The 20448-nt window shown below is 43.7% G+C and carries 18 protein-coding genes and 5 tRNA genes; 10 read left to right on the top strand and 13 right to left on the bottom strand.

Translation table 11 applies throughout. From position 1 onward, the window contains the following. Positions 1 to 56 precede the first annotated feature (56 nt). The 9 genes from ACFI6G_RS19700 to lolB all read right to left on the bottom strand — a co-directional run bounded on the left by ACFI6G_RS19700 (position 57) and on the right by lolB (position 5218). A tRNA-Met gene (locus ACFI6G_RS19700) sits at positions 57 to 133 on the bottom strand. Between the two features lie 77 nt (positions 134 to 210). Further along, a tRNA-Gln gene (locus ACFI6G_RS19695) sits at positions 211 to 285 on the bottom strand. Between the two features lie 29 nt (positions 286 to 314). Then, positions 315 to 399, bottom strand: a tRNA-Leu gene (locus tag ACFI6G_RS19690). A gap of 66 nt (positions 400 to 465) precedes the next feature. Next, positions 466 to 542 (bottom strand) — tRNA-Met (locus ACFI6G_RS19685). A gap of 279 nt (positions 543 to 821) precedes the next feature. Next, the gene (gene ychF / locus ACFI6G_RS19680) at positions 822 to 1913 is read right to left on the bottom strand and encodes a redox-regulated ATPase YchF (protein ID WP_010439159.1); all 1092 of its coding nucleotides are present in this window, start codon (positions 1911 to 1913) and stop codon (positions 822 to 824) included. A 10-nt stretch (positions 1914 to 1923) separates the two neighbouring features. Next, positions 1924 to 2514, bottom strand: a complete 591-nt coding sequence (pth, locus tag ACFI6G_RS19675; protein ID WP_010439162.1) for an aminoacyl-tRNA hydrolase — start codon at positions 2512 to 2514, stop codon at positions 1924 to 1926. Positions 2515 to 2726: 212 nt separating this feature from the next. Then, positions 2727 to 3671: a ribose-phosphate pyrophosphokinase gene (locus ACFI6G_RS19670; protein ID WP_004739814.1), complete on the bottom strand. Its 945-nt coding sequence runs from the start codon at positions 3669 to 3671 to the stop codon at positions 2727 to 2729. A 27-nt stretch (positions 3672 to 3698) separates the two neighbouring features. Next, positions 3699 to 4574, bottom strand: coding sequence for a 4-(cytidine 5'-diphospho)-2-C-methyl-D-erythritol kinase (ispE, locus tag ACFI6G_RS19665; protein ID WP_016767029.1), 876 nt, complete (start codon positions 4572 to 4574; stop codon positions 3699 to 3701). Continuing rightward, complete coding sequence (gene lolB, locus ACFI6G_RS19660) at positions 4571 to 5218, bottom strand: lipoprotein insertase outer membrane protein LolB (protein ID WP_016767030.1); 648 nt, start codon at positions 5216 to 5218, stop codon at positions 4571 to 4573. Before lolB ends, ispE begins: the two co-directional genes overlap by 4 nt. Positions 5219 to 5378: 160 nt before the next feature. Here lolB and hemA point away from each other — a divergent pair, with 160 nt between their 5' ends. The 8 genes from hemA to ybaK all read left to right on the top strand — a co-directional run bounded on the left by hemA (position 5379) and on the right by ybaK (position 13587). Then, entirely contained in the window at positions 5379 to 6638 is a 1260-nt protein-coding gene (gene hemA / locus ACFI6G_RS19655; RefSeq protein WP_010439173.1) for a glutamyl-tRNA reductase, read from the top strand. Positions 6639 to 6666: 28 nt separating this feature from the next. Continuing rightward, complete coding sequence (gene prfA, locus ACFI6G_RS19650; RefSeq protein ID WP_462710434.1) at positions 6667 to 7755, top strand: peptide chain release factor 1; 1089 nt, start codon at positions 6667 to 6669, stop codon at positions 7753 to 7755. A gap of 5 nt (positions 7756 to 7760) precedes the next feature. Then, a complete protein-coding gene (gene prmC, locus ACFI6G_RS19645; RefSeq protein WP_462710433.1) occupies positions 7761 to 8633 on the top strand; it encodes a peptide chain release factor N(5)-glutamine methyltransferase in 873 nt (290 codons plus the stop codon). A gap of 168 nt (positions 8634 to 8801) precedes the next feature. Further along, on the top strand, positions 8802 to 9185 hold the full coding sequence (locus ACFI6G_RS19640) for a SirB2 family protein (RefSeq protein ID WP_009848726.1): 384 nt from the start codon (positions 8802 to 8804) through the stop codon (positions 9183 to 9185). 6 nt (positions 9186 to 9191) lie between these two features. Next, complete coding sequence (locus ACFI6G_RS19635) at positions 9192 to 10001, top strand: SirB1 family protein (RefSeq protein ID WP_016791949.1); 810 nt, start codon at positions 9192 to 9194, stop codon at positions 9999 to 10001. A gap of 22 nt (positions 10002 to 10023) precedes the next feature. After that, positions 10024 to 10878: a 3-deoxy-8-phosphooctulonate synthase gene (gene kdsA, locus ACFI6G_RS19630; protein WP_022570845.1), complete on the top strand. Its 855-nt coding sequence runs from the start codon at positions 10024 to 10026 to the stop codon at positions 10876 to 10878. Positions 10879 to 11333: 455 nt separating this feature from the next. Then, positions 11334 to 12995 carry a bifunctional UDP-sugar hydrolase/5'-nucleotidase UshA gene (gene ushA / locus ACFI6G_RS19625; protein WP_010439183.1) on the top strand — a complete coding sequence of 554 codons (1662 nt, stop codon included), beginning with the start codon at positions 11334 to 11336 and terminating at the stop codon, positions 12993 to 12995. Between the two features lie 118 nt (positions 12996 to 13113). Continuing rightward, entirely contained in the window at positions 13114 to 13587 is a 474-nt protein-coding gene (gene ybaK, locus ACFI6G_RS19620) for a Cys-tRNA(Pro) deacylase (protein WP_016784757.1), read from the top strand. 106 nt (positions 13588 to 13693) lie between these two features. On the opposite strand, the gene rluF is transcribed toward ybaK, so the two are convergent. The 3 genes from rluF to ACFI6G_RS19605 form a co-directional block, all read right to left on the bottom strand. Then, positions 13694 to 14833 (bottom strand): 23S rRNA pseudouridine(2604) synthase RluF, encoded by a 1140-nt coding sequence (gene rluF / locus ACFI6G_RS19615; protein WP_010439188.1) that lies wholly within the window; start codon positions 14831 to 14833, stop codon positions 13694 to 13696. A gap of 176 nt (positions 14834 to 15009) precedes the next feature. Then, entirely contained in the window at positions 15010 to 15591 is a 582-nt protein-coding gene (gene smrA, locus ACFI6G_RS19610) for a DNA endonuclease SmrA (RefSeq protein ID WP_010439191.1), read from the bottom strand. A gap of 171 nt (positions 15592 to 15762) precedes the next feature. Next, positions 15763 to 15903: a DUF3149 domain-containing protein gene (locus ACFI6G_RS19605; RefSeq protein WP_004736246.1), complete on the bottom strand. Its 141-nt coding sequence runs from the start codon at positions 15901 to 15903 to the stop codon at positions 15763 to 15765. Between the two features lie 255 nt (positions 15904 to 16158). Here ACFI6G_RS19605 and ACFI6G_RS19600 point away from each other — a divergent pair. Further along, positions 16159 to 16235: transfer RNA gene (locus tag ACFI6G_RS19600), tRNA-Pro, on the top strand. 70 nt (positions 16236 to 16305) lie between these two features. Here ACFI6G_RS19600 and ACFI6G_RS19595 read toward each other — a convergent pair. Then, positions 16306 to 17193, bottom strand: coding sequence for a TraB/GumN family protein (locus ACFI6G_RS19595; RefSeq protein WP_065107140.1), 888 nt, complete (start codon positions 17191 to 17193; stop codon positions 16306 to 16308). 405 nt (positions 17194 to 17598) lie between these two features. On the opposite strand from ACFI6G_RS19595, the gene ACFI6G_RS19590 reads away from it, so the two are divergent. Beyond that, on the top strand, positions 17599 to 20250 hold the full coding sequence (locus ACFI6G_RS19590) for a beta-N-acetylhexosaminidase (RefSeq protein ID WP_462710432.1): 2652 nt from the start codon (positions 17599 to 17601) through the stop codon (positions 20248 to 20250). Positions 20251 to 20448: the final 198 nt, after the last annotated feature.

Here is a 20448-nt window from a genome sequence, read left to right as displayed (position 1 = left end):
TATCGACATTGGTGATTCAATATAACGTTGTTTAGTCTTCTTTCATAAAGAAAGAATGGTGGCTACTGCGGGATTTGAACCTGCGACCCCATCATTATGAGTGATGTGCTCTAACCAACTGAGCTAAGTAGCCATCTGAGAGCGAAGTAATATAATATAATCTCGCTTTCAATGCCATTATCTTTTTAAAGATAATTACACTTTAAATTGTGGCTGGGCTACCTGGATTCGAACCAGGGAATGCTGGCATCAAAAGCCAGTGCCTTACCGCTTGGCGATAGCCCAACAATGATATCAATTAAGACATCTCAATATGGTGCGGTCGGAGAGACTTGAACTCTCACACCTCTCGGCGCCAGAACCTAAATCTGGTGCGTCTACCAATTCCGCCACGACCGCTTTACTTTCCTAAAAACTCTTGTCGTTAATAAACAGACATTTAATAAAAATAGAGTGCTTAGGAAATGGTGGCTACTGCGGGATTTGAACCTGCGACCCCATCATTATGAGTGATGTGCTCTAACCAACTGAGCTAAGTAGCCATTTCCATATTGTCGTTCATTTCGATACGTTGCCGCTTCGTTGTGAACGGGGCGCATTATGCGTAGTTGAGCGAAACCCGTCAACTTTTTTTTTGAATAAATCGCGAATAAACATCTGTTCGGTTTCTTTTTAGACAAAGAGGCGTATTTGTCGACAAAAAACAGGTCTAAAAGGCGATATATATAGGAAGTTAAGTTTCTGGTGCAGGACTATTTCTAAAGGGGAAAAACAAAAAGGCCAGTGAATTCACTGGCCTTTTTCTAGATGTTTAATCTGAATTATACGTTGAAGCGGAAGTGAACCACGTCACCATCTTTAACGATGTATTCTTTACCTTCAAGACGCCATTTACCTGCATCTTTAGCGCCGCTCTCACCGTTAAATTCGATGAAGTGATCAAACCCAACTACTTCAGCACGGATGAAACCTTTCTCGAAGTCTGTGTGGATCTTACCTGCGGCTTGTGGCGCAGTTGCACCAACAGGGATAGTCCAAGCGCGAACTTCTTTAACGCCAGCTGTAAAGTAAGTTTGAAGAGTCAGTAGTTCGTAACCAGAGCGGATCACTCGGTTAAGACCTGGTTCTTCGATACCCATATCCGCTAGAAACTCTTCGCGATCTTCATCGTCAAGCTCAGAAAGCTCTGATTCGATTGCCGCACAAACAGCAACAACTACATTATTTTCGTTTTCAGCGTATTCACGAACAGCGTCTAGGTATGGGTTATTTTCAAAACCATCTTCCGCAACGTTTGCGATGTACATTGTTGGCTTAAGTGTCAGGAAGTTAAGGTAGCCGATTGCTGCCGCTTCTTCTTTGCCTAGTTCAACAGTACGCGCCATGCCACCTTCAGTTAGGACAGGAAGTAGCTTTTCTAGTACAGTGATTTCGAATTTAGCGTCTTTGTCGCCGCCTTTTGCTTTCTTCGCGTTACGTTGAATTGCACGTTCACAGCTGTCTAAGTCAGCCAGTGCAAGTTCAAGGTTGATCACTTCTATATCTTCAATTGGAGATACTTTGCCAGCAACGTGAACAATGTTTTCATTCTCAAAGCAGCGTACAACGTGACCGATAGCGTCAGTTTCACGGATGTTAGCTAGGAATTTGTTACCAAGACCTTCACCTTTAGAAGCGCCAGCAACTAGGCCTGCGATATCTACGAACTCCATTGTCGTTGGAAGGATCTTCTGTGGATTAACAATTTTTGCTAATGCATCTAAGCGTAGATCTGGAACCGGAACGATACCTGTGTTTGGTTCGATTGTACAAAATGGAAAGTTTGCTGCTTCGATGCCTGCTTTAGTCAGTGCGTTAAACAGAGTTGACTTACCAACGTTTGGTAGACCAACGATGCCACATTTAAAACCCATGATATAAACCTTATTCTGCTTTGAACGTATGTAAGCGATTTTGTGCTTTTGGTAGGCCATCTTTTAATAAGATGTCTAGGCTGCGAACCGATTCGTCAACGACAGCCTCGATACACTCTTGCTCTTTCGCTGGAGCTTTACCTAATACATAACCTGCAACTTTATCTTTGTGTCCTGGATGGCCAATGCCTAATCTAAGACGATAGAATTCTTTATTGTTCCCCTGTTTGCTGATGATGTCTTTCAGACCATTATGTCCGCCATGACCACCGCCTTTTTTAAACTTTCCAATACCAGGAGGTAGGTCTAACTCGTCGTGAGCGACCATGATCTCTTCTGGTTTAATTTGGTAGAATTTTGCCAGGGCTGCAACAGCTTTGCCTGACAAATTCATGAAAGTCGTTGGGATCAGCAAACGAAGATCTTCACCGTGAACCATTATACGACCCGTTAGGCCAAAGAACTTTGGTTCGTTCTTTAGTGTCACGTTATGTACACGTGCTAATTCTTCAACTACCCAAGCACCCGCGTTGTGGCGAGTTTTGGCGTATTCTGGACCTGGATTAGCCAGTCCAACGAGAAGTTTTATTTGTTGGCTCAAGGTATGGATCTCTCTTGGGATTTCAAAAAGCGCCGTATGATATCACAATTTATGAAAAAGGTGCGAGCTAGCTGATAGCAACATGATTATTCCCAGTTGTGATAAATAACAGACACCAGATATAAAAAAAGCACTTCATTTAATGAAGTGCTTAATGTCTTTCTCTAACGAGTGACTAAAACAAAGCTTTTGTAAAAACTATAGAGCTTTGATTAGTTGAACATCGCTGAGATTGATTCTTCGTTGCTGATACGACGAATCGCTTCAGCTAGCATGCGAGAAAGGCTAAGTGTTGTCACTTTACCAGTCGCAGCCATCTCTGGAGATAGAGAGATCGAATCGGTTACGATAACTTGGTCTAGAACAGAGTTCTTGATGTTGTTCGCAGCAGTACCAGAGAAAACAGCGTGAGTTGCGTAAGCGAATACACGCTTTGCACCGCGCTCTTTTAGCGCTTCAGCTGCTTTACACAGTGTGCCACCAGTATCGATCATGTCATCAACGATCACACAGTCACGGCCTTCAACGTCACCGATAAGGTTCATTACTTCTGAAACGTTAGCACGTGGACGACGCTTATCAACGATAGCGATATCAACATCACCTAGCGCTTTAGCTGTAGCACGAGCACGTACAACACCACCAAGGTCTGGAGAAACCACAACTGGGTTTTCTAGGCCACGGTTCGCCATGTCTTCTAGAAGAACTGGAGTGCCGAAGATGTTATCAACAGGCACATCGAAGAAGCCTTGGATTTGCTCTGCGTGTAGGTCGATAGTAAGAACGCGGTCAACACCAACGTTAGAAAGGAAGTCTGCAACAACTTTTGCAGTAATAGGCACACGAGCAGAACGTACACGACGATCTTGACGGGCATAACCGAAGTAAGGGATTACAGCAGTAATACGGCCAGCAGAAGCACGGCGCATTGCGTCAATCATTACCACCAACTCCATAAGGTTGTCATTGGTTGGTGCACAAGTTGATTGAATCAGGAATACATCGCTACCACGAACGTTTTCATTGATTTGAACAGCGACTTCGCCATCAGAAAAACGGTCTACGGTAGCATCGCCAAGAGAGATGTATAGACGATCAGCAATACGTTGGGCTAGTTCAGGTGTTGCGTTACCAGCAAATAGCTTCATATCAGGCACGGTGGAAACCTCGGGTTGCGTCCAGTTTTAAATAGATTGTGGGTGGGCTGATTGGTATTCAGCCAAAGTTTCTTTTAAAGGTGAAATGTTTCGACCTTTCGCGATAAACGCGGAAACTGTGTCAGGCAGTTGTTCTCGTACCGATTCGGCCTCTTTTTTGCTGCTAAATTCAGCAAAAACGCACGAACCTGTACCAGTCAATCTCGACGGCGCGTATTGTAGCAGCCATGAAAGTTGCTTATCAACCTCTGGGTACAGCATTCGCACAATTTTTTCGCAATCGTTTACGTATTCTTGCTCTAGAAGCGTTGCTAGCGCTCGCTTTGGCGTATTTCGAGTTAATTCTGAATGTTTGAATATGTCTGCAGTTGCTATGCTCACTTGAGGTTTGACAACTAGATACCATTTTTCATCCGGATTAGCTGGTGACAATTGTTCTCCAACCCCTTCAGCAAAGGCGGCGTGGCCTCTAACGAATACAGGGACGTCAGCACCAAGCTTCAAACCGATCTCTGCGAGTTGATCATCAGACAGGTTGAGTTGCCATAAATGGTTAAGCGCGACTAACACGGTTGCAGCATTAGAAGAGCCACCACCAATGCCTCCTCCCATCGGAAGCACTTTCTTTAGTTCGATATCAGCACCAAAAAACGTTGAGGTATATTGTTGAAGTGCCGTTGCGGCTTTCCAAATTAGGTTGTCCTCAAGCGCAACACCCGGAATATCAGGTGTTATTGTGATTGCACTCGTTTCTTCATTTGCAGTAACCGTCAGTTCATCGCCAAAATCGACAAATTGGAATAGGGTTTGAAGTTCGTGGTAGCCATTGTCACGTTGACCAGTGATATAGAGAAATAAATTTAGTTTAGCTGGGGAAGGCCAGATCGTTGGCGTAGTAATCATTTTTTCAGAGTCCACTTCGAAACTACAATGTTGATTTTGCTATCGTCTTGCTTGAATGACAATCGAGTTGGCAGAGGAATTAACTCTGCAATGGCATCTGTGTCTTCGGGCACTTGCTCATTTGGAAGCTCTGTATTGCGATAGTTGTCAAAACTGAGAGTCCATAATTGATTGCTTACTCGTTTGGATAGAGATTCAAGTGTGTTAGTGCTGTTTAGTTGATACGAGTCGGCTTGGTCAGGAATACCAAGGAACCACTGTGGTAGATGATCTATAGGGATTTGTAAGCCAGTCAGCTGCTCAACTAAAACTGAAGCGCTCGCATGAGTAAAGACTTGGTCATCATAGGTGACCACTTTTGCGCCAGCTGAGTCAATGGTGAGATTCAATGCGGTTTGACCGAGAAATGTCGTGAGTCTTAATTGACTTTGAGTTGGTGAATGCTTCCAGATGAAATTCAGGCTTTGGCGCTGCTCTGGAGAAATGTAAGCGAGCTTGCCTGAGGCTTGATAGTTTTCTATCTGTAAAAGGCGATTTTGGTGGCTTTGCCACTCGACACTGGTTGGTTGTTCTGGGATAGACGAGCAACCCACCATAATTATGGTCATAAAAATAAGAGACGTGATTTTACGAAGCTTGCTCATATTTGCTCACAACTTGTTCAAATTTATCTAAAAAACGTCTCAACTATAGCATTGAATTCACGAAGTCAGGAAAACAAATCCCGCTTGCTCTTTAAATAGCGCCATGCATCAAGTAAAATTCGCCCCTTGTTTCCATTCCCTGATCGAGAACTTCTGATACATGTCTTTGCTTGCCGTAGGTATCAATCACAATACAGCGTCGGTTGAATTGCGAGAAAAAGTCGCTTTTGGTCCAGATAAATTATCTGAGGCACTCAAGCAACTTAACGCAAATGCACACGTGAATGGAAGTGTCATACTTTCAACCTGTAATCGAACCGAAGTGTATTGTGACGTCAAAGGCGTGGCAAAAAACAAGTTGATCGATTGGTTGTCTGTATTTCATCAAGTTAGCCCTGAAGAATTAAAACCAAGTATCTACATTCATGAAGAGCAAGCAGCGATTAAGCATTTAATGCGCGTCGCCTGTGGTTTGGATTCTCTGGTATTAGGCGAGCCACAAATTTTAGGCCAGGTTAAACAGGCTTATATGGATTCGCGAGAGAACAGATCTGTTGATGCTTCAATGGAGAAACTGTTCCAGAAATCATTCTCTGTCGCGAAACGTGTCCGAACTGAAACTGAAATTGGCGGCAGTGCGGTTTCTGTTGCTTACGCAGCTTGTACGTTAGCCAAGCACATTTTTGAATCGATTGCTGATTCAACTGTGTTATTGGTGGGGGCTGGTGAAACCATTGAGTTGGTGGCTAAGCACCTTTCTGCTAATGGTTGTACTAAGATGATTGTGGCTAACCGAACTCGTGAGCGTGCCTTAGGGTTAGCAGAAGAGTTTGGGGCTGAAGTGATCAGCTTGAATGAGATTCCAGATCATCTATACAGAGCGGATATCGTGATCAGCTCAACTGCAAGTCCACTGCCTATTATTGGTAAGGGTATGGTTGAAACTGCACTCAAAAGAAGAAAGCATCAGCCTATGTTGTTGGTTGATATCGCAGTTCCTCGTGATGTTGAATCTCAGGTCGGTGAATTGAATGACGCCTACCTATATTCAGTTGATGATCTGCAGTCGATTGTTGATGGCAATATTGAGCAACGTAAAGTTGAAGCAATTCAAGCTGAAGCAATAGTCAGTGAAGAAAGCGCCGCGTTCATGAGTTGGATGCGTTCATTGCAAGCTGTAGACAGTATTCGTGACTACCGTAAATCGGCCAACGAAATCCGAGAAGAATTATTAAGTAAGAGTTTACAATCACTTGCCGCTGGCGGTGACCCTGAGAAAGTTTTACTTGAGCTAAGTAATAAGCTCACAAACAAATTGATCCATGCTCCAACGCGTGCACTTCAAAGTGCTGCTGAGCAAGGAGAACCTGCAAAATTAATGGTCATTAGACAGAGTTTGGGCTTAGAAAACCCTCAATAATATTAGACCTCCAACAGAATAAGACATTATGAAAGCCTCGATTCTAGTAAAGCTTGAAACACTTGTTGAACGCTATGAAGAAGTTCAACATCTACTTGGTGATCCAGATGTAATCGGGAATCAAGACAAATTCCGTGCACTTTCTAAAGAGTACTCTCAACTAGAAGAAGTGACGGCTTGCTTCCAGTCATACCAGCAAGCTCAAGAAGATCTAGAAGCTGCTGAAGAGATGGCAAACGAAGATGACGCTGAAATGCGCGAGATGGCTCAAGACGAAATCAAAGACGCAAAAGCGGCGATTGAACGTTTGACCGATGAGTTACAAATTCTTCTGATTCCAAAAGATCCAAACGATGAGCGCAACTGTTTCCTTGAAATCCGTGCCGGCGCGGGTGGTGATGAAGCGGGTATCTTCGCGGGCAACTTGTTCCGTATGTACTCTAAGTTTGCAGAGAAAAAAGGTTGGCGCGTTGAAATCATGAGCAGCAACGCTTCTGAACAAGGCGGTTACAAAGAGATGATCGCTAAGGTTAGTGGCGACGCTGTTTACGGTACAATGAAGTTTGAGTCAGGTGGTCACCGTGTACAACGTGTTCCTGAAACTGAATCTCAAGGTCGCGTTCATACATCGGCGTGTACAGTTGCTGTTATGCCGGAGATCCCAGAGGCCGATCTTCCAGAAATCAAAGCTGGCGATCTTAAGATAGATACTTTCCGTGCATCGGGCGCGGGTGGTCAGCACGTTAACACCACGGATTCAGCAATCCGTATTACTCACTTACCAACAGGTACAGTAGTAGAGTGTCAAGACGAGCGTTCTCAGCATAAAAACAAAGCGAAAGCGATGGCTGTTCTTGCTGCTCGTATTGTTCAAGCAGAAGAAGAGCGCCGTGCGGCAGCTGTTTCTGACACACGTCGTAACCTACTAGGTTCTGGTGACCGTAGTGACCGTATTCGTACGTACAACTACCCACAAGGTCGTGTTTCGGATCACCGTATCAACCTGACTATCTACCGTCTTAACGAAGTACTTGAAGGTGATATGCAAAGCTTGCTTGATCCTGTACTTCAAGAGCATCAAGCCGATCAGCTTGCTGCACTTGCAGAGCAGAATTAACCCGTATGCAGTCAGTATATAAGGTTGAAAATGCTTTAAAAGCGGCAATCGTAAGGCTTCAAGAGGGTGATAGCACATCACCCTCTATTGATGCCGCGGTACTGCTTTGTCACGCCTTAGATAAACCAAGATCTTACCTCCTTACTTGGCCTGAGAAGCACCTCACCTCAGAGCAAGAATCTGAATTCAATGCTCTTATTAAACGACGCTTAATCGGTGAGCCTGTGGCTTATATTGTCGGTGAACGTGAGTTTTGGTCATTGCCATTAAAAGTTTCTCCTTCTACATTAATCCCGCGCCCAGATACTGAGCGTTTGGTTGAGGTGGCTTTAGATAAAACGTATGGCAAGCAAGGTGCGATTCTAGATTTAGGAACGGGTACAGGTGCTATTGCATTAGCATTGGCGTCTGAAATGCCAAATCGACCAGTGACTGGCATTGATCTTCGCCCTGAAGCGCAGCTGCTTGCGACAGAGAATGCACAACGTCTCAACATTACCAACGCTACTTTTTTGCATGGCAGTTGGTTTGAGCCTTTGAATTCAGTTAGCTCTGAAGAAGAAGTGGTTAAGTTTTCTTTGATTGTCTCGAACCCGCCATACATTGAGAAGAACGATCCTCATTTATCTCAAGGTGATGTACGTTTTGAGCCGATCTCTGCGTTAGTTGCTGAAGAGAAAGGGCTCGCGGATATTCGATACATTTCTGAAAATGCACGTGGCTTTTTGGAAAATGAAGGCTGGTTGGCGTTTGAACACGGTTACGACCAAGGCTTGGCGGTACGTGAGATAATGCAACAACTGGGCTACTTGGATGTTGTTACAGAAAAAGATTACGGTGGTAATGACCGAGTGACCTTGGGTCGTTACTGTTCATAGATAGTGGTTGCTCATAGGCTGCTGTTAATCATTTGTGAGCAATAGATGATTAACTCGCTAAATTGATACCTTTAACTCGATAATGCATTTAACGCAGAAATACAGAGCATTAACGGGTATTGTGTAGCTCTTGTTAATGAAGCACATATAAAAATATAAAGGAATACCATGTACGAAGGTTTAAAACATTTTCACCTACTAACGATTGCTATAAGCGCGCTACTTCTTTCGATCCGTTTCGCTCTGATGATGGCTAACTCACCGAAGCTTAAGCATCCTTTCTTGCAGCGTTTCCCTCATATCAATGACTCGCTACTGTTGCTATCGGGTATTGGTTTGATTTTTATTACTGGCTTTATTCCATTTACACCAGCGGCACCATGGTTAACTGAAAAACTAACCTGTGTAATGGCTTACATCGCATTAGGTTTCTTTGCGCTTAAGTTAGGTAAGAACAAGCTATTGAGAGTTTTCTCATTCTTTGGAGCTCTAGGCTGGCTAGCAATGGCAGGCAAAATCGCAATGACAAAGACTCCAACATTTTTCGGTTAATGACGTATGTACGAATTTTTTGATGAAGACTTTGACCAGCTAGAACTTGCTGAAGGTGCATTGATCTTAAATAAGGCCATTGACCCTGAAACTCAAGATAGTTGGGCAGAGCAAGAGCTCGCAAGATTATTAAAAGACGCTGAGTTTGCATTAGTTAATGAAACCGACGAGCAACAGAAGTTTGAATCTTTTATTCGATTATTCTTTTACGAGTGGGGCTTCGCTGGCGATAAAGACGCTTACTTCTCATCGGAAAACGCGTTTATCGATAAAGTACTTGAGAGAAAGAAAGGGATCCCAGTCAGTCTTGGGGCAATCTTCCTTTTTCTTGGTCGCAAGCTAGGCTTTCCTGTAGAGGGTGTCTCTTTTCCGACTCAGTTTCTGCTTAAAGTCAGTTGGTATGGCCAAACTCCGGTCTATATTAATCCTTACAATGGCGAGTATGTTGGTCAGCAAACGTTACGAGCATGGTTAATTGGCCATGATGGCCCATTGGCTAAGCTTAAAAGTGAGCATTTGAAAGTCGCAGACCACCCAACCATTATTGGTAAGTGGTTGGCTTTATTGAAAAGTGCATTGCTGAGAGAAGAACGTTATACGCTTGCATTGAAGTGTACCGATCTTGCTTTGACGTTTGTGCCAGATGATCCATATGAAATCCGTGACCGTGGTTTCATCTATCAGCAACTGGATTGTCACCAGATTGCCGCCACCGATTATCAGTACTTTATTGATCAATGCCCAGATGACCCTGCATCTGAGTTACTTAAATCTCAAGTGAATGTCATGACGGAAAAAACCGTCGTCGTTCACTAATTAATTATTATTTAGAGAGAATATGATGGAACAGAAAATAGTTCACATTGGCGATATGCCAATTGCTAACGATAAGCCATTTACGCTATTTGCGGGCATGAACGTTCTTGAATCTCGCGATCTTGCTATGCAGATCTGTGAGCACTACGTGAAAGTAACAGAGAAGCTGGGCATCCCTTATGTATTTAAGGCGTCTTTTGATAAAGCGAACCGCAGCTCTGTTCACTCATACCGTGGTCCTGGTATGGAAGAAGGTCTCAAAATCTTCCAAGAGCTGAAAGATACCTTTGGCGTGAAGATCATCACTGATATTCACACTGAAGCACAAGCTCAGCCAGTTGCAGATGTGGTTGATGTAATCCAGCTTCCTGCGTTCCTTGCTCGTCAAACTGACCTTGTTGAAGCAATGGCTAAGACTGGCGCGGTTATCAATGTGAAGAAGCCTCAGTTCATGAGCCCAGATCAAGTGGGCAACATTGTCGACAAGTTTGCCGAATGCGGTAACGATAATATCATTCTTTGTGAACGTGGTTCTTGCATGGGCTATGACAACCTAGTCGTTGATATGCTAGGTTTTGGCGTGATGAAAAAATCGTCGAACGGCAGCCCAATCATATTCGATGTGACTCACGCGCTTCAAATGCGTGACCCATCAGGTGCTGCATCTGGTGGTCGTCGTGAGCAAACTGTAGAGCTTGCTAAAGCAGGTCTGGCTACAGGAGTTGCTGGTCTGTTTCTTGAGGCGCATCCTAACCCAGATCAAGCTCGTTGTGATGGTCCTTCAGCGCTACCTCTAGATAAACTAGAGCCGTTCTTGAAGCAGATGAAAGCACTTGATGACCTTATCAAAGGCTTCGATCATATTGATATCAAGTAGTTCGTTGATATGCTAAATAGCTGAGGCAGTTATTTAACACCAGTCGAAACAAAAAACGCCCACTTTTCGAAGTGGGCGTTTTTTTATCTAGAATCTGCGTTGAGGTCATGTTCTAGTTTAAAGAGTTGTTAATGAAGCGTGTAATATCTCCAAAAATGAGTGCATGAGTGTGAGGTCTGTCCTGTAAGTTGTAAATTGCTGACATGCATCACACTTTGTAAGTAAACGATTGCCTGTGATGCAGGGGAAGTTTGAGTGTAATCTCATAAATTTGTTACACTTAACTATTGATCTATGCGTGACCAATTCGACATAAATATGAAATCGTCGTGTTACATCCAGAATGTTAATTTAATATAAGTCATGTTGAAGTCTTATTGTTCGAACTCTAGGAAAGGGTCGCAATAGGTCATAAAAAAGCAGTGGATTCCCCTAAAAAGTTCAAAGGTATGACAATGAAGCAACGCCTTATTCTAAAGACAGCACTCAGTGCTGCAATCCTAGCGACATTAGCTGGGTGTGCGTCTCAATCAACCCATGATTGGAACCAAGACGAAACTTACAAGCTAACGATTCTTCACACAAACGACAACCATGGTCGTTTCTGGCAGAACAAATACGGCGAATACGGCATGTCTGCACGTAAAACGCTAGTTGATCAACTTCGCGCAGAAGTTGAAGCTGAAGGCGGTAGCGTGTTGCTTCTATCTGGCGGTGACATCAACACTGGTGTACCAGAGTCAGATTTGCAGGATGCGGAACCTGATTTCAAAGGTATGAATAAAATTGGTTACGATGCAATGGCATTGGGTAATCACGAGTTTGATAACTCATTAGACGTACTACAAAAGCAGATCGACTGGGCTAATTTCCCAATGCTATCTGCAAATATCTACGATAAAGCAACAGGCGAACGCAAGTTCCAAGCTTACGAGATGTTTGAAAAGCAAGGTATTAAGATTGCGGTTATCGGCTTGACCACTGAAGACACGGCAAAAATCGGTAACCCTGAGTTTATCGCGAGCATTGACTTCCGTGACCCTAAAGAAGAAGCGAAGAAGCTGATCGCGGAACTTAAAGAAACAGAAAAGCCAGATTTAATCTTCGCTGTGACTCACATGGGTCACTACGAAAACGGCCAGCGTGGGGTTAACGCTCCGGGTGATGTAGCACTTGCTCGTTACCTAAACGAAGGTGACCTAGACATGATCGTTGGTGGTCACTCTCAAGAGCCTGTATGTATGGAAGGCCCTAACGTTGCGAAGAAAAACTTCAAGCCGGGTGATGAGTGTAAGCCAGACGTTCAAAACGGTACTTACATCGTTCAAGCTCATGAGTGGGGCAAGTACGTAGGCCGTGCTGATTACGAGTTCCGTAACGGCGAACTAGAGATGGTGAGCTACGATCTGGTTCCAGTTAACCTTAAGAAGAAAGTTAAGATTGACGGTAAGAAGCAACGTGTTCTTATTCAAGATGAAATCGCACAAGATCCAGAGTTACTTGAATTCCTACGTCCTTTCCAAGAGCAAGGTCAAGCACAGCTAGAAGTTCAAATTGCAGAGACAAATGGCAAGCTTGAAGGTGATCGTAACGTGGTGCGTTTCCAACAAACTAACCTAGGTCGTTTGATTGCGACTTCTCACATGGAGCGTGCAAAAGCAGACTTTGCTGTGATGAACTCTGGTGGCGTACGTGACTCAATTGAAGCAGGTAATGTCACTTACAAAGATGTGCTGAAGGTACAACCTTTTGCAAATATCCTGACTTACACGGACATGACGGGTAAAGAAGTTCTAGATTACCTAAATGTCGTGGCAACTAAACCAATCGATTCTGGTGCTTACGCTCAGTTTGCTGGTATTTCAATGACAGTAGAAAACGGTGAAGTATCGAATGTGTTTATCGGTGGTAAGCAGCTTCGTTTAGACGAAACTTACCGCTTCACAGTGCCAAGCTTTAACGCTGCTGGCGGTGATGGTTACCCTAAATTATCTGATCACCCTGGCTTTGTGAACACAGGTTTTGTTGATGCTGAAGTACTAAAAGAGTACCTAGAAGCGAACAGCCCGGTTGACGTGAACAAGTACGCACCTTCTGGTCAAATGGTTTATAAGTAATTGACCCCAGTTGATGAGTCAATAGGTGCTAAATTAGATTGACTCTAGCACCATGATAAATTTAACTAAAGCGACGCCTCGGCGTCGCTTTGTGTTTATCTATCGTTTGGATTTTGTTATGACCCCTGCAATCAACCTTGCCAAGAAAAAGAAAATTGTTCATACCGTGCATCAGTATCATCATGATGCGAATAACACGAACTATGGATTAGAAGCCGTTGAAGCGCTTGGTCAAGATCCCAAACGTGTATTCAAAACGCTCTTGTTCTGTTTGAATGGCGTGGCGAAAAATTTGGCGGTTGCCGTTATTCCCGTCGACCAGAAACTAAATCTAAAGTTGGCAGCAAAAGTGGCGAAAGGTAAAAAAGCAGAGATGGCTGATCCTGATATTGCTCAGAAAACGACAGGTTATGTGGTGGGAGGAATCAGTCCTCTTGGTCAGAAAAAAGCATTGCCTACCTTTGTGCATTCCAGCGCTACCGATTTTGAAACGATATGTGTGAGTGCAGGGAAGAGAGGATTAGAGATAGAGTTAGATCCGAAAGACTTAGTACTACTTACGCGTGGCCAGTTTGCGGAACTATGCCTGTAGCTTGTACTTTCCATAACGATAAACGTACATACTCACAAATAAAAAAGCCCGCTAGACTAATCTAGCGGGCGTTTCTTTATCGACAGTCCACCGGAAAGGGTTGTGACTACTTTTTCAGGCCTAAAGTACCACCAACACGTTTAGCAGCTGGTTTGTTCGGTCTGTTTGAATCTTGGCTGCGGTTTGTCGGCTTACCGCTTCTACGTTCGTTATTGTCGCGATCTGTGCGATTGCGATCCGAACGGCTTTTATCTGAATTAGAACGCTCTGAACGAGAGTTTGATTTCCAGTTCTCGGTATTGCCACCGCCACTGCTTTCACCATTCGATGAATTACGGCCTCGTTTCGAGTTAGGTGCATGACGGAATTCGTCCGCATTGTTACCACGATAGGTGCGAGTACGATTTTCGTTTTGATTGCGGCGCGCTGTGGAAGTTTGGTTTTCTTCACGGCTGTCGAAAAGTTTTGCGTCTGTCGCTTTACGAATGCGTTGGCCCTTAGCGTTCATTTTTGACGCGTCTTCAGTACTTACAGAGCCTTCACACATCGCTAAAATTTCAGTGATCTCTTCGTCGCTCAGGTAGCGCCATTTTCCGTTAGGAATACCGTCTAGTGAGATGTTCATAATACGAACACGGCGCAGCTTAAATACTTCATAACCCAGAGCTTCACACATACGGCGAATTTGGCGGTTAAGGCCTTGCGTTAGTGTGATTCGGAACGAGAACTTAGTCTCTTTCTCTACCTTACATGGCAAGGTAACAGTATCGAGAATATGAACGCCAGCGCCCATTTGCTTCAAAAACTCAGTCGTAATTGGTTTGTCTACACGGACCACGTATTCTTTCTCGTGGTTGTTACCTGCACGTAGGATTTTGTTTACGATATCGCCATCGTTAGTTAAGAAGATAAGACCATCAGAAGGTTTATCTAGACGACCAATAGGGAAAATACGTTTGTGGTGGCCGATAAAGTCGACGATGTTGCCAGGAATATCACGTTCAGTGGTGCAGGTGATGCCTGTTGGTTTATTAAGAGCAATGTAGATCGGCTTCTCTTTTGAGCGAACAGGTTTATTGTCGATCTCAACATCATCACCGGGCAAGACTTTAGTACCCATTTCAGGGATCTTACCGTTAATAGTAACTCGGCCTGCATCAATGAGTTTGTCGGCTTCGCGGCGTGAGCAAAAGCCAGTTTCACTGATGTATTTATTAAGGCGTTTAGCTTGGGATTCTTGTGACATGATATTCTCTTAGCGTTTCACAACGGAAATATAGATAAACAAAAAGCAACCTTTGGATAGTTGCTTTGAGTTGGGGTTCGTTAACTAAAGACAATTTTAGCACTTGGTGTGAGTCTAGGCACTAAATATCGATCTTGATGCAAAATCGCTATCAGGTACTTATCTGTTTCAACGAGTTAACTGGTGCGTTTTTGATGGCGCTCTCTGTTCTCTAGCTTTTTGTCATTGCTCTTTCTGAGCATTACGTACACTGCGCCAGTACCACCATGAAATTGCTGAGCAGAATGAACACATTGAACATCGTTAATTTGCATGAGCCAATTCGCCACGTAGCTTTTCATCATAGCTGGTGGATTTGAGCGCTCACCTTTACCGTGAACAATGATGACGGTGCGAACATCCATTCTTAAACACTGGCGTAAAAATGAGAGCACTTCGTTACGAGCGTCTTTCAGTGTTTTTCTATGAAGGTCGAGTTTGGCTTGAATAGGATATTTTCCTAAGCGCAGCTTTTTGTATACGCCTTCTTGTACGCCATCTTTCTTATAAGCAATGACGTCGTCTGGTTTGACCATTGGAGAATAGTCGAGTGAAAGGTAATCTTTTTCATCCTCAGACAGCCACATCGCGGCTTCACGCTTGGCAAGGTGAGATTCGGTAACTCTATGTACCTTTTGATGTTCAGCGGTGTCATGGTCGATACGCTTAACATCGCCCATCATTTGTTGGAATAACTCTAAGTCGTCATCATGAGACATAGTGTTCATCTCAAGTTGGAGAAGGATAGGGTAAGTATACCTAAGTTGAGACAGGGTTTGAAAATGAAAAAACCGGAGCAGGCAAGAGATATCTACTCCGGTGCAAAGCGTTTTAACATTTATTTATCAAGAAAATGATACTTAAAAGTAAATGATCCAGGCTGAGCGATTCTAGTGAGGAGATTTTTCGGTCATAACTTTGTAGATGAAGAAGCCTCCATAGAACATCATGAGACCTAGAGCCCCGAATATTACTATCATTGAAGATAGTCCCACTGCATTACCAAATAGGAGTTCTAGCCAAAAGTCCATGTGTATACCTCAAAGTTATATGACACGGCTTAGTGTATTAACTGGTGTTATCAATTTACTGATCTGGATCAATCCTGTTTCATAAGTTAAATACTTGTTGGCAACTGTGTGTTTTTCGTCACATTGGCATTGGAGTTGTACGTCTTTTGTTCGAACGATTCGATATTGTAAAAAAGAGTGAAAAAAGCTCTTGCGCATAAATTCAGAATCCGTATTATACGCTTCATCGACAGGCAAACAGCCCGTTAGATATCTCGGTGAATAGCGCAGCTTGGTAGCGCATCTGGTTTGGGACCAGAGGGTCGGGGGTTCGAATCCCTCTTCACCGACCACATTTAGAAAGCCTGCTCATTGAGCAGGCTTTCGTCGTTTCAGAGCATTGAAAGTGGGGTTTGAACCTCGCTAGTTTTTTGCATCTACCTCAAATTGACACTCGGCTTGTTGGCTTTGTGATTGTTGAGTGACAATGAAACCTTTCTCTTCTAATAACTGTAAAAGGTTGCCTTCTCCGATGAGGTGTAAAGTACCAACGACGAGCAAGTAGTGTCCCTTTGAATCCAGTTTCCAATCATTAGCGAAGAGCTTGTTTGCCCAGTCGATATTTCGATCGGTTAGGAATGCTTTTTCTAGGTCATGTGGCATTTCCGACAGTTTCGCAAACTGCTCTAGTTTCGCTATATCTCCCGCTTTCCAACTCTCGATTAAGCAGTGAGTGTCGTCATCAATATGATCGAATTGTTCGAGGCTAGTCGTTAACCATTCTTTACCAGAATCTTTTTGTCCTGAAATTAGATCTATTTGAAATTGTAGAGGCTCTAAGCTGATAACAGGCACATCTTGAATCGTCGCCTTGTAAGCCAAAGTAGCATCAACACCGCCGGCCGATGCGTAGCCAAGATTCTTCAACTGTTGCATTTGTATCGATATCGCTGTCGCCCAAGGTGGGGCATTAAGTAGTTGCTGAGTTGGCATGTCTAATGACTTTGTTATGTCGACCAGCATTTGTTCTTGCTCTTCGTTTAATACATCACTCGTAGTCACTTTAGGCGTGGGATATACAACGCCCTCTGACTTTCTGACATCCGTTTCGACAATTAGCCCGTCACTCTTTTTCAACGTGTTAGTGATCTGTGTGGGAAGCGGGTACATGCTCTCGTTACCTACATGTATCGATCCTAGGATAGTGAGCGTCAAATCATCCTTTTTTGCTTGCCAATAAAGAGGTTCGGCGACAGCTTGCTTTGCGGAAAAGGCGAGAGTGAGTAACGTAAAGTACAAGAATGTGCGCAAAGAGAGCTCCTTTAGAAAGAAATAAACTCGTTAAAAAGGGTTTTGACGGAGTTTTTTAACGGTTTTTTTTGAGAACGATGTCACGTTGTTTGTACGAAAAGTATAACAACACCAACAAACTGTTAAACCTTTCTCTCTATCAACGACATGATTTTATGAAATCCTTTGAAAAGATTGTGATTTAATTCTCAGTTATTACGTCAAAATAAAAGTGACGGAAGTGTCGTTAATCGTAACTTGATGATTTTATTAAAATTAAATTTATCAATATTTTTTAGATTTGAAGCTGATCACTGAATTGGCCTGATTTAATTCACGGCAAAAAATAAGCCCATATAGTTTATCTAACTTTCGAAGCGCTCCACTTTGCTTCTGACTCAATTTTTAAATTAATGGGTGAATACGATGTTGAAGAGAAACTTACTATCTGTAGCAGTATTGGCTGGCTTGACGGGTTGTGCAGTAACGCAAGCACCTGAGCAACGGGTTGTTAATGCACTGGCTGATAACCTTGATGTGCGATATGAAATCCTAACCAATCACGGTGCGAATGAGGGTATGGCTTGTCAGGACTTAGGTGCTGAGTGGGCGTCATGTAATAAAGTGAACATGACCTTGACCAATGACGGTGAAGCGATTGATTCGAAAGATTGGACTATCTACTTCCACAGTATTCGCCTTATTTTAGATGTTGATAACGAACAGTTTAAAATCACTCGTGTAACGGGTGACCTACACAAACTAGAGCCTACAGATAAGTTCGATGGTTTTGAGGCTGGTGATGAAGTGATTCTTCCACTGACGAGTGAATACTGGCAACTGTTTGAAACCGACTTTATGCCAGGTGCATTCGTAACCGCGCCAAACGCAGAACCTAAGATGATTGCTTCATTGAATACGGAAGATGTCGCGTCATTCGTAACGGGCCTAGAGGGTAACAACCTTAAACGTACACCTGATGACAATAACGTAATGGCTACAGCGGTGACGCGTTTCGAAAAGAATGCGGATCTAGCAACGCAAGACGTATCAACAACGCTATTACCAACGCCAATGTCGGTGGAAGCGGGTGAAGGTTCAGTCAGCATTGCTGGTGGTATTGCCCTACCAAAAGACGTATTCGATGCTGATCAGTTCGCTGCAATTGAAGAACGTGCAGATGTGGTAAACGTAGATGTGAGTGGTGACCTTCCAGTAAGTGTTACCGTTGTTCCTACTCAGTTTACGGGTGATTTAGCAAAATCTGGCGCTTATGAACTAAGCATCTCGGAAGAGGGGATTGCGATTAAAGCGTTTGATAAAACAGGTGCTTTCTACGCAGTTCAGTCTATTTTTGGCCTAATAGACAGTCAGAACGCTGAATCATTACCACAACTGTCGATCAAAGATGCGCCACGTTTCGATTACCGTGGTGTGATGGTGGATGTTGCTCGAAACTTCCACTCAAAAGATGCCATCTTAGCAACGCTAGATCAAATGGCAGCATACAAGATGAACAAACTGCACCTTCACCTAACAGATGATGAAGGCTGGCGTTTAGAAATCCCAGGTTTACCAGAGCTAACGGATGTAGGGTCTAATCGTTGTTTTGATTTGGAAGAGCAAAGCTGTTTACTGCCTCAGCTAGGTTCAGGTCCAACAACAGACAACTTTGGCTCTGGTTTCTTTAGTAAAGCGGATTACGTCGAGATTTTAAGCTACGCAAAAGCGCGCAGCATCGAAGTCATTCCGGAAATTGATATGCCAGCACACGCTCGTTCTGCTGTGGTATCGATGGAAGCGCGTTACACTCGCCTAATGGCGGATGGTAAAGAAGCGGAAGCAAATGAATACCGCTTGATGGATCCACAAGATACATCGAATGTGACGACTGTTCAGTTCTACGATAAGCAAAGCTTCATTAATCCATGTATGGAATCTTCAACTCACTTTGTTGATAAAGTGATCTCTGAAGTGGCAGCAATGCACCAAGAAGCGGGCGTTCCACTAACGACTTGGCACTTCGGCGGCGATGAAGCGAAAAACATCAAGTTAGGCGCTGGCTTACAAGATATTAATGCAGAAGATAAAGTGGCTTGGAAAGGCAACATCGATTTGTCTAAGCAAAATAAGCCATTCCAACAGTCTCCACAGTGTCAGTCTTTGATCACTGATGGAACGGTAAGCGACTTCGGTCATTTGCCAAGTCACTTTGCAGAGCAGGTATCTAAGATTGTTGCTGACAAAGGCATCCCTCACTTCCAAGCATGGCAAGATGGCCTTAAATACAGCGAAGGCGAGAAAGCATTTGCAACCGAAAGCACTCGCGTAAACTTCTGGGACGTTCTTTACTGGGGCGGAACTTCATCAGTATACGACTGGTCAGCGAAAGGGTATGACGTGATTGTCTCTAACCCGGACTACGTATACATGGATATGCCATACGAAGTTGATGCTGCAGAGCGCGGTTACTACTGGGCAACGCGTGCAACTGATACACGTAAGATGTTTGGCTTCGCACCAGAAAACATGCCACAAAACGCAGAAACATCATTAGACCGTGACGGCAATGGCTTCTCTGGTAAAGGCGAAATTGAAGCGAAACCTTTCTATGGTTTGTCTGCACAGCTTTGGTCTGAAACAGTACGTACCGACGAGCAGTATGAATACATGGTATTCCCTCGCGTACTTGCAGCAGCAGAGCGCGCATGGCACCGAGCTGATTGGGAAAATGACTACAAAGTGGGCGTTGAGTACTCTCAAGAAACCAACTTAGTGAATAAGCAGGCTCTAAACAGCGACTTTAATCGCTTTGCGAATATTGTTGGTCAACGTGAACTAGCTAAGCTTGAGAAAGCAGGCATTGATTATCGACTACCAGTACCGGGCGCTCAGGTTGTGGATGGCAAGCTAGCGATGAACGTTCAATTCCCAGGCGTAGAGCTTCAGTACTCTGCTGATGGCGAAAACTGGTTAACGTACGATGAGCAACAACGTCCATCGGTTTCTGGCGAAACTTACATCCGCTCTATCTCTGAAAGTGGCGAGAAAGTAAGTCGAGTAACCTCAGTTAAATAATCGATAAGCAACATTAATAGAAGAGCTCCCTCGTTATTATCTTACTCAAGGTAAAAAGTGGGAGCTCTTTTTGTTTGTTGCGAATTAGGCTCTCATCCAAAACGGAAACATATAGAAACCGTCTTGGTTTATAACGTCAACAGTGCACATAAGATGAGGTTCATCACAAAAGTGACGCACTTCTCATTATTCTCTTCA

This window comes from Vibrio sp. PSi01 (assembly GCF_054960695.1).
Note: the sequence above shows the minus strand (reverse complement) of the source record. Positions and strands in the feature narration are given on the sequence as shown.

Bases quoted from the DNA above. Each gene is read 5' to 3' on its own strand.
- ispE (WP_016767029.1), bottom strand. From the start codon at position 4,574: ATGATTACTACGCCAACGATCTGGCCTTCCCCAGCTAAACTAAATTTA.
- prmC (WP_462710433.1), top strand. From the start codon at position 7,761: ATGCAGTCAGTATATAAGGTTGAAAATGCTTTAAAAGCGGCAATCGTA.
- ACFI6G_RS19605 (WP_004736246.1), bottom strand. From the start codon at position 15,903: ATGGACTTTTGGCTAGAACTCCTATTTGGTAATGCAGTGGGACTATCT.
- smrA (WP_010439191.1), bottom strand. From the start codon at position 15,591: ATGTCTCATGATGACGACTTAGAGTTATTCCAACAAATGATGGGCGAT.
- kdsA (WP_022570845.1), top strand. From the start codon at position 10,024: ATGATGGAACAGAAAATAGTTCACATTGGCGATATGCCAATTGCTAAC.
- hemA (WP_010439173.1), top strand. From the start codon at position 5,379: ATGTCTTTGCTTGCCGTAGGTATCAATCACAATACAGCGTCGGTTGAA.
- rluF (WP_010439188.1), bottom strand. From the start codon at position 14,833: ATGTCACAAGAATCCCAAGCTAAACGCCTTAATAAATACATCAGTGAA.
- ybaK (WP_016784757.1), top strand. From the start codon at position 13,114: ATGACCCCTGCAATCAACCTTGCCAAGAAAAAGAAAATTGTTCATACC.
- ushA (WP_010439183.1), top strand. From the start codon at position 11,334: ATGAAGCAACGCCTTATTCTAAAGACAGCACTCAGTGCTGCAATCCTA.
- lolB (WP_016767030.1), bottom strand. From the start codon at position 5,218: ATGAGCAAGCTTCGTAAAATCACGTCTCTTATTTTTATGACCATAATT.
- ychF (WP_010439159.1), bottom strand. From the start codon at position 1,913: ATGGGTTTTAAATGTGGCATCGTTGGTCTACCAAACGTTGGTAAGTCA.
- prfA (WP_462710434.1), top strand. From the start codon at position 6,667: ATGAAAGCCTCGATTCTAGTAAAGCTTGAAACACTTGTTGAACGCTAT.
- ACFI6G_RS19640 (WP_009848726.1), top strand. From the start codon at position 8,802: ATGTACGAAGGTTTAAAACATTTTCACCTACTAACGATTGCTATAAGC.
- ACFI6G_RS19590 (WP_462710432.1), top strand. From the start codon at position 17,599: ATGTTGAAGAGAAACTTACTATCTGTAGCAGTATTGGCTGGCTTGACG.
- ACFI6G_RS19635 (WP_016791949.1), top strand. From the start codon at position 9,192: ATGTACGAATTTTTTGATGAAGACTTTGACCAGCTAGAACTTGCTGAA.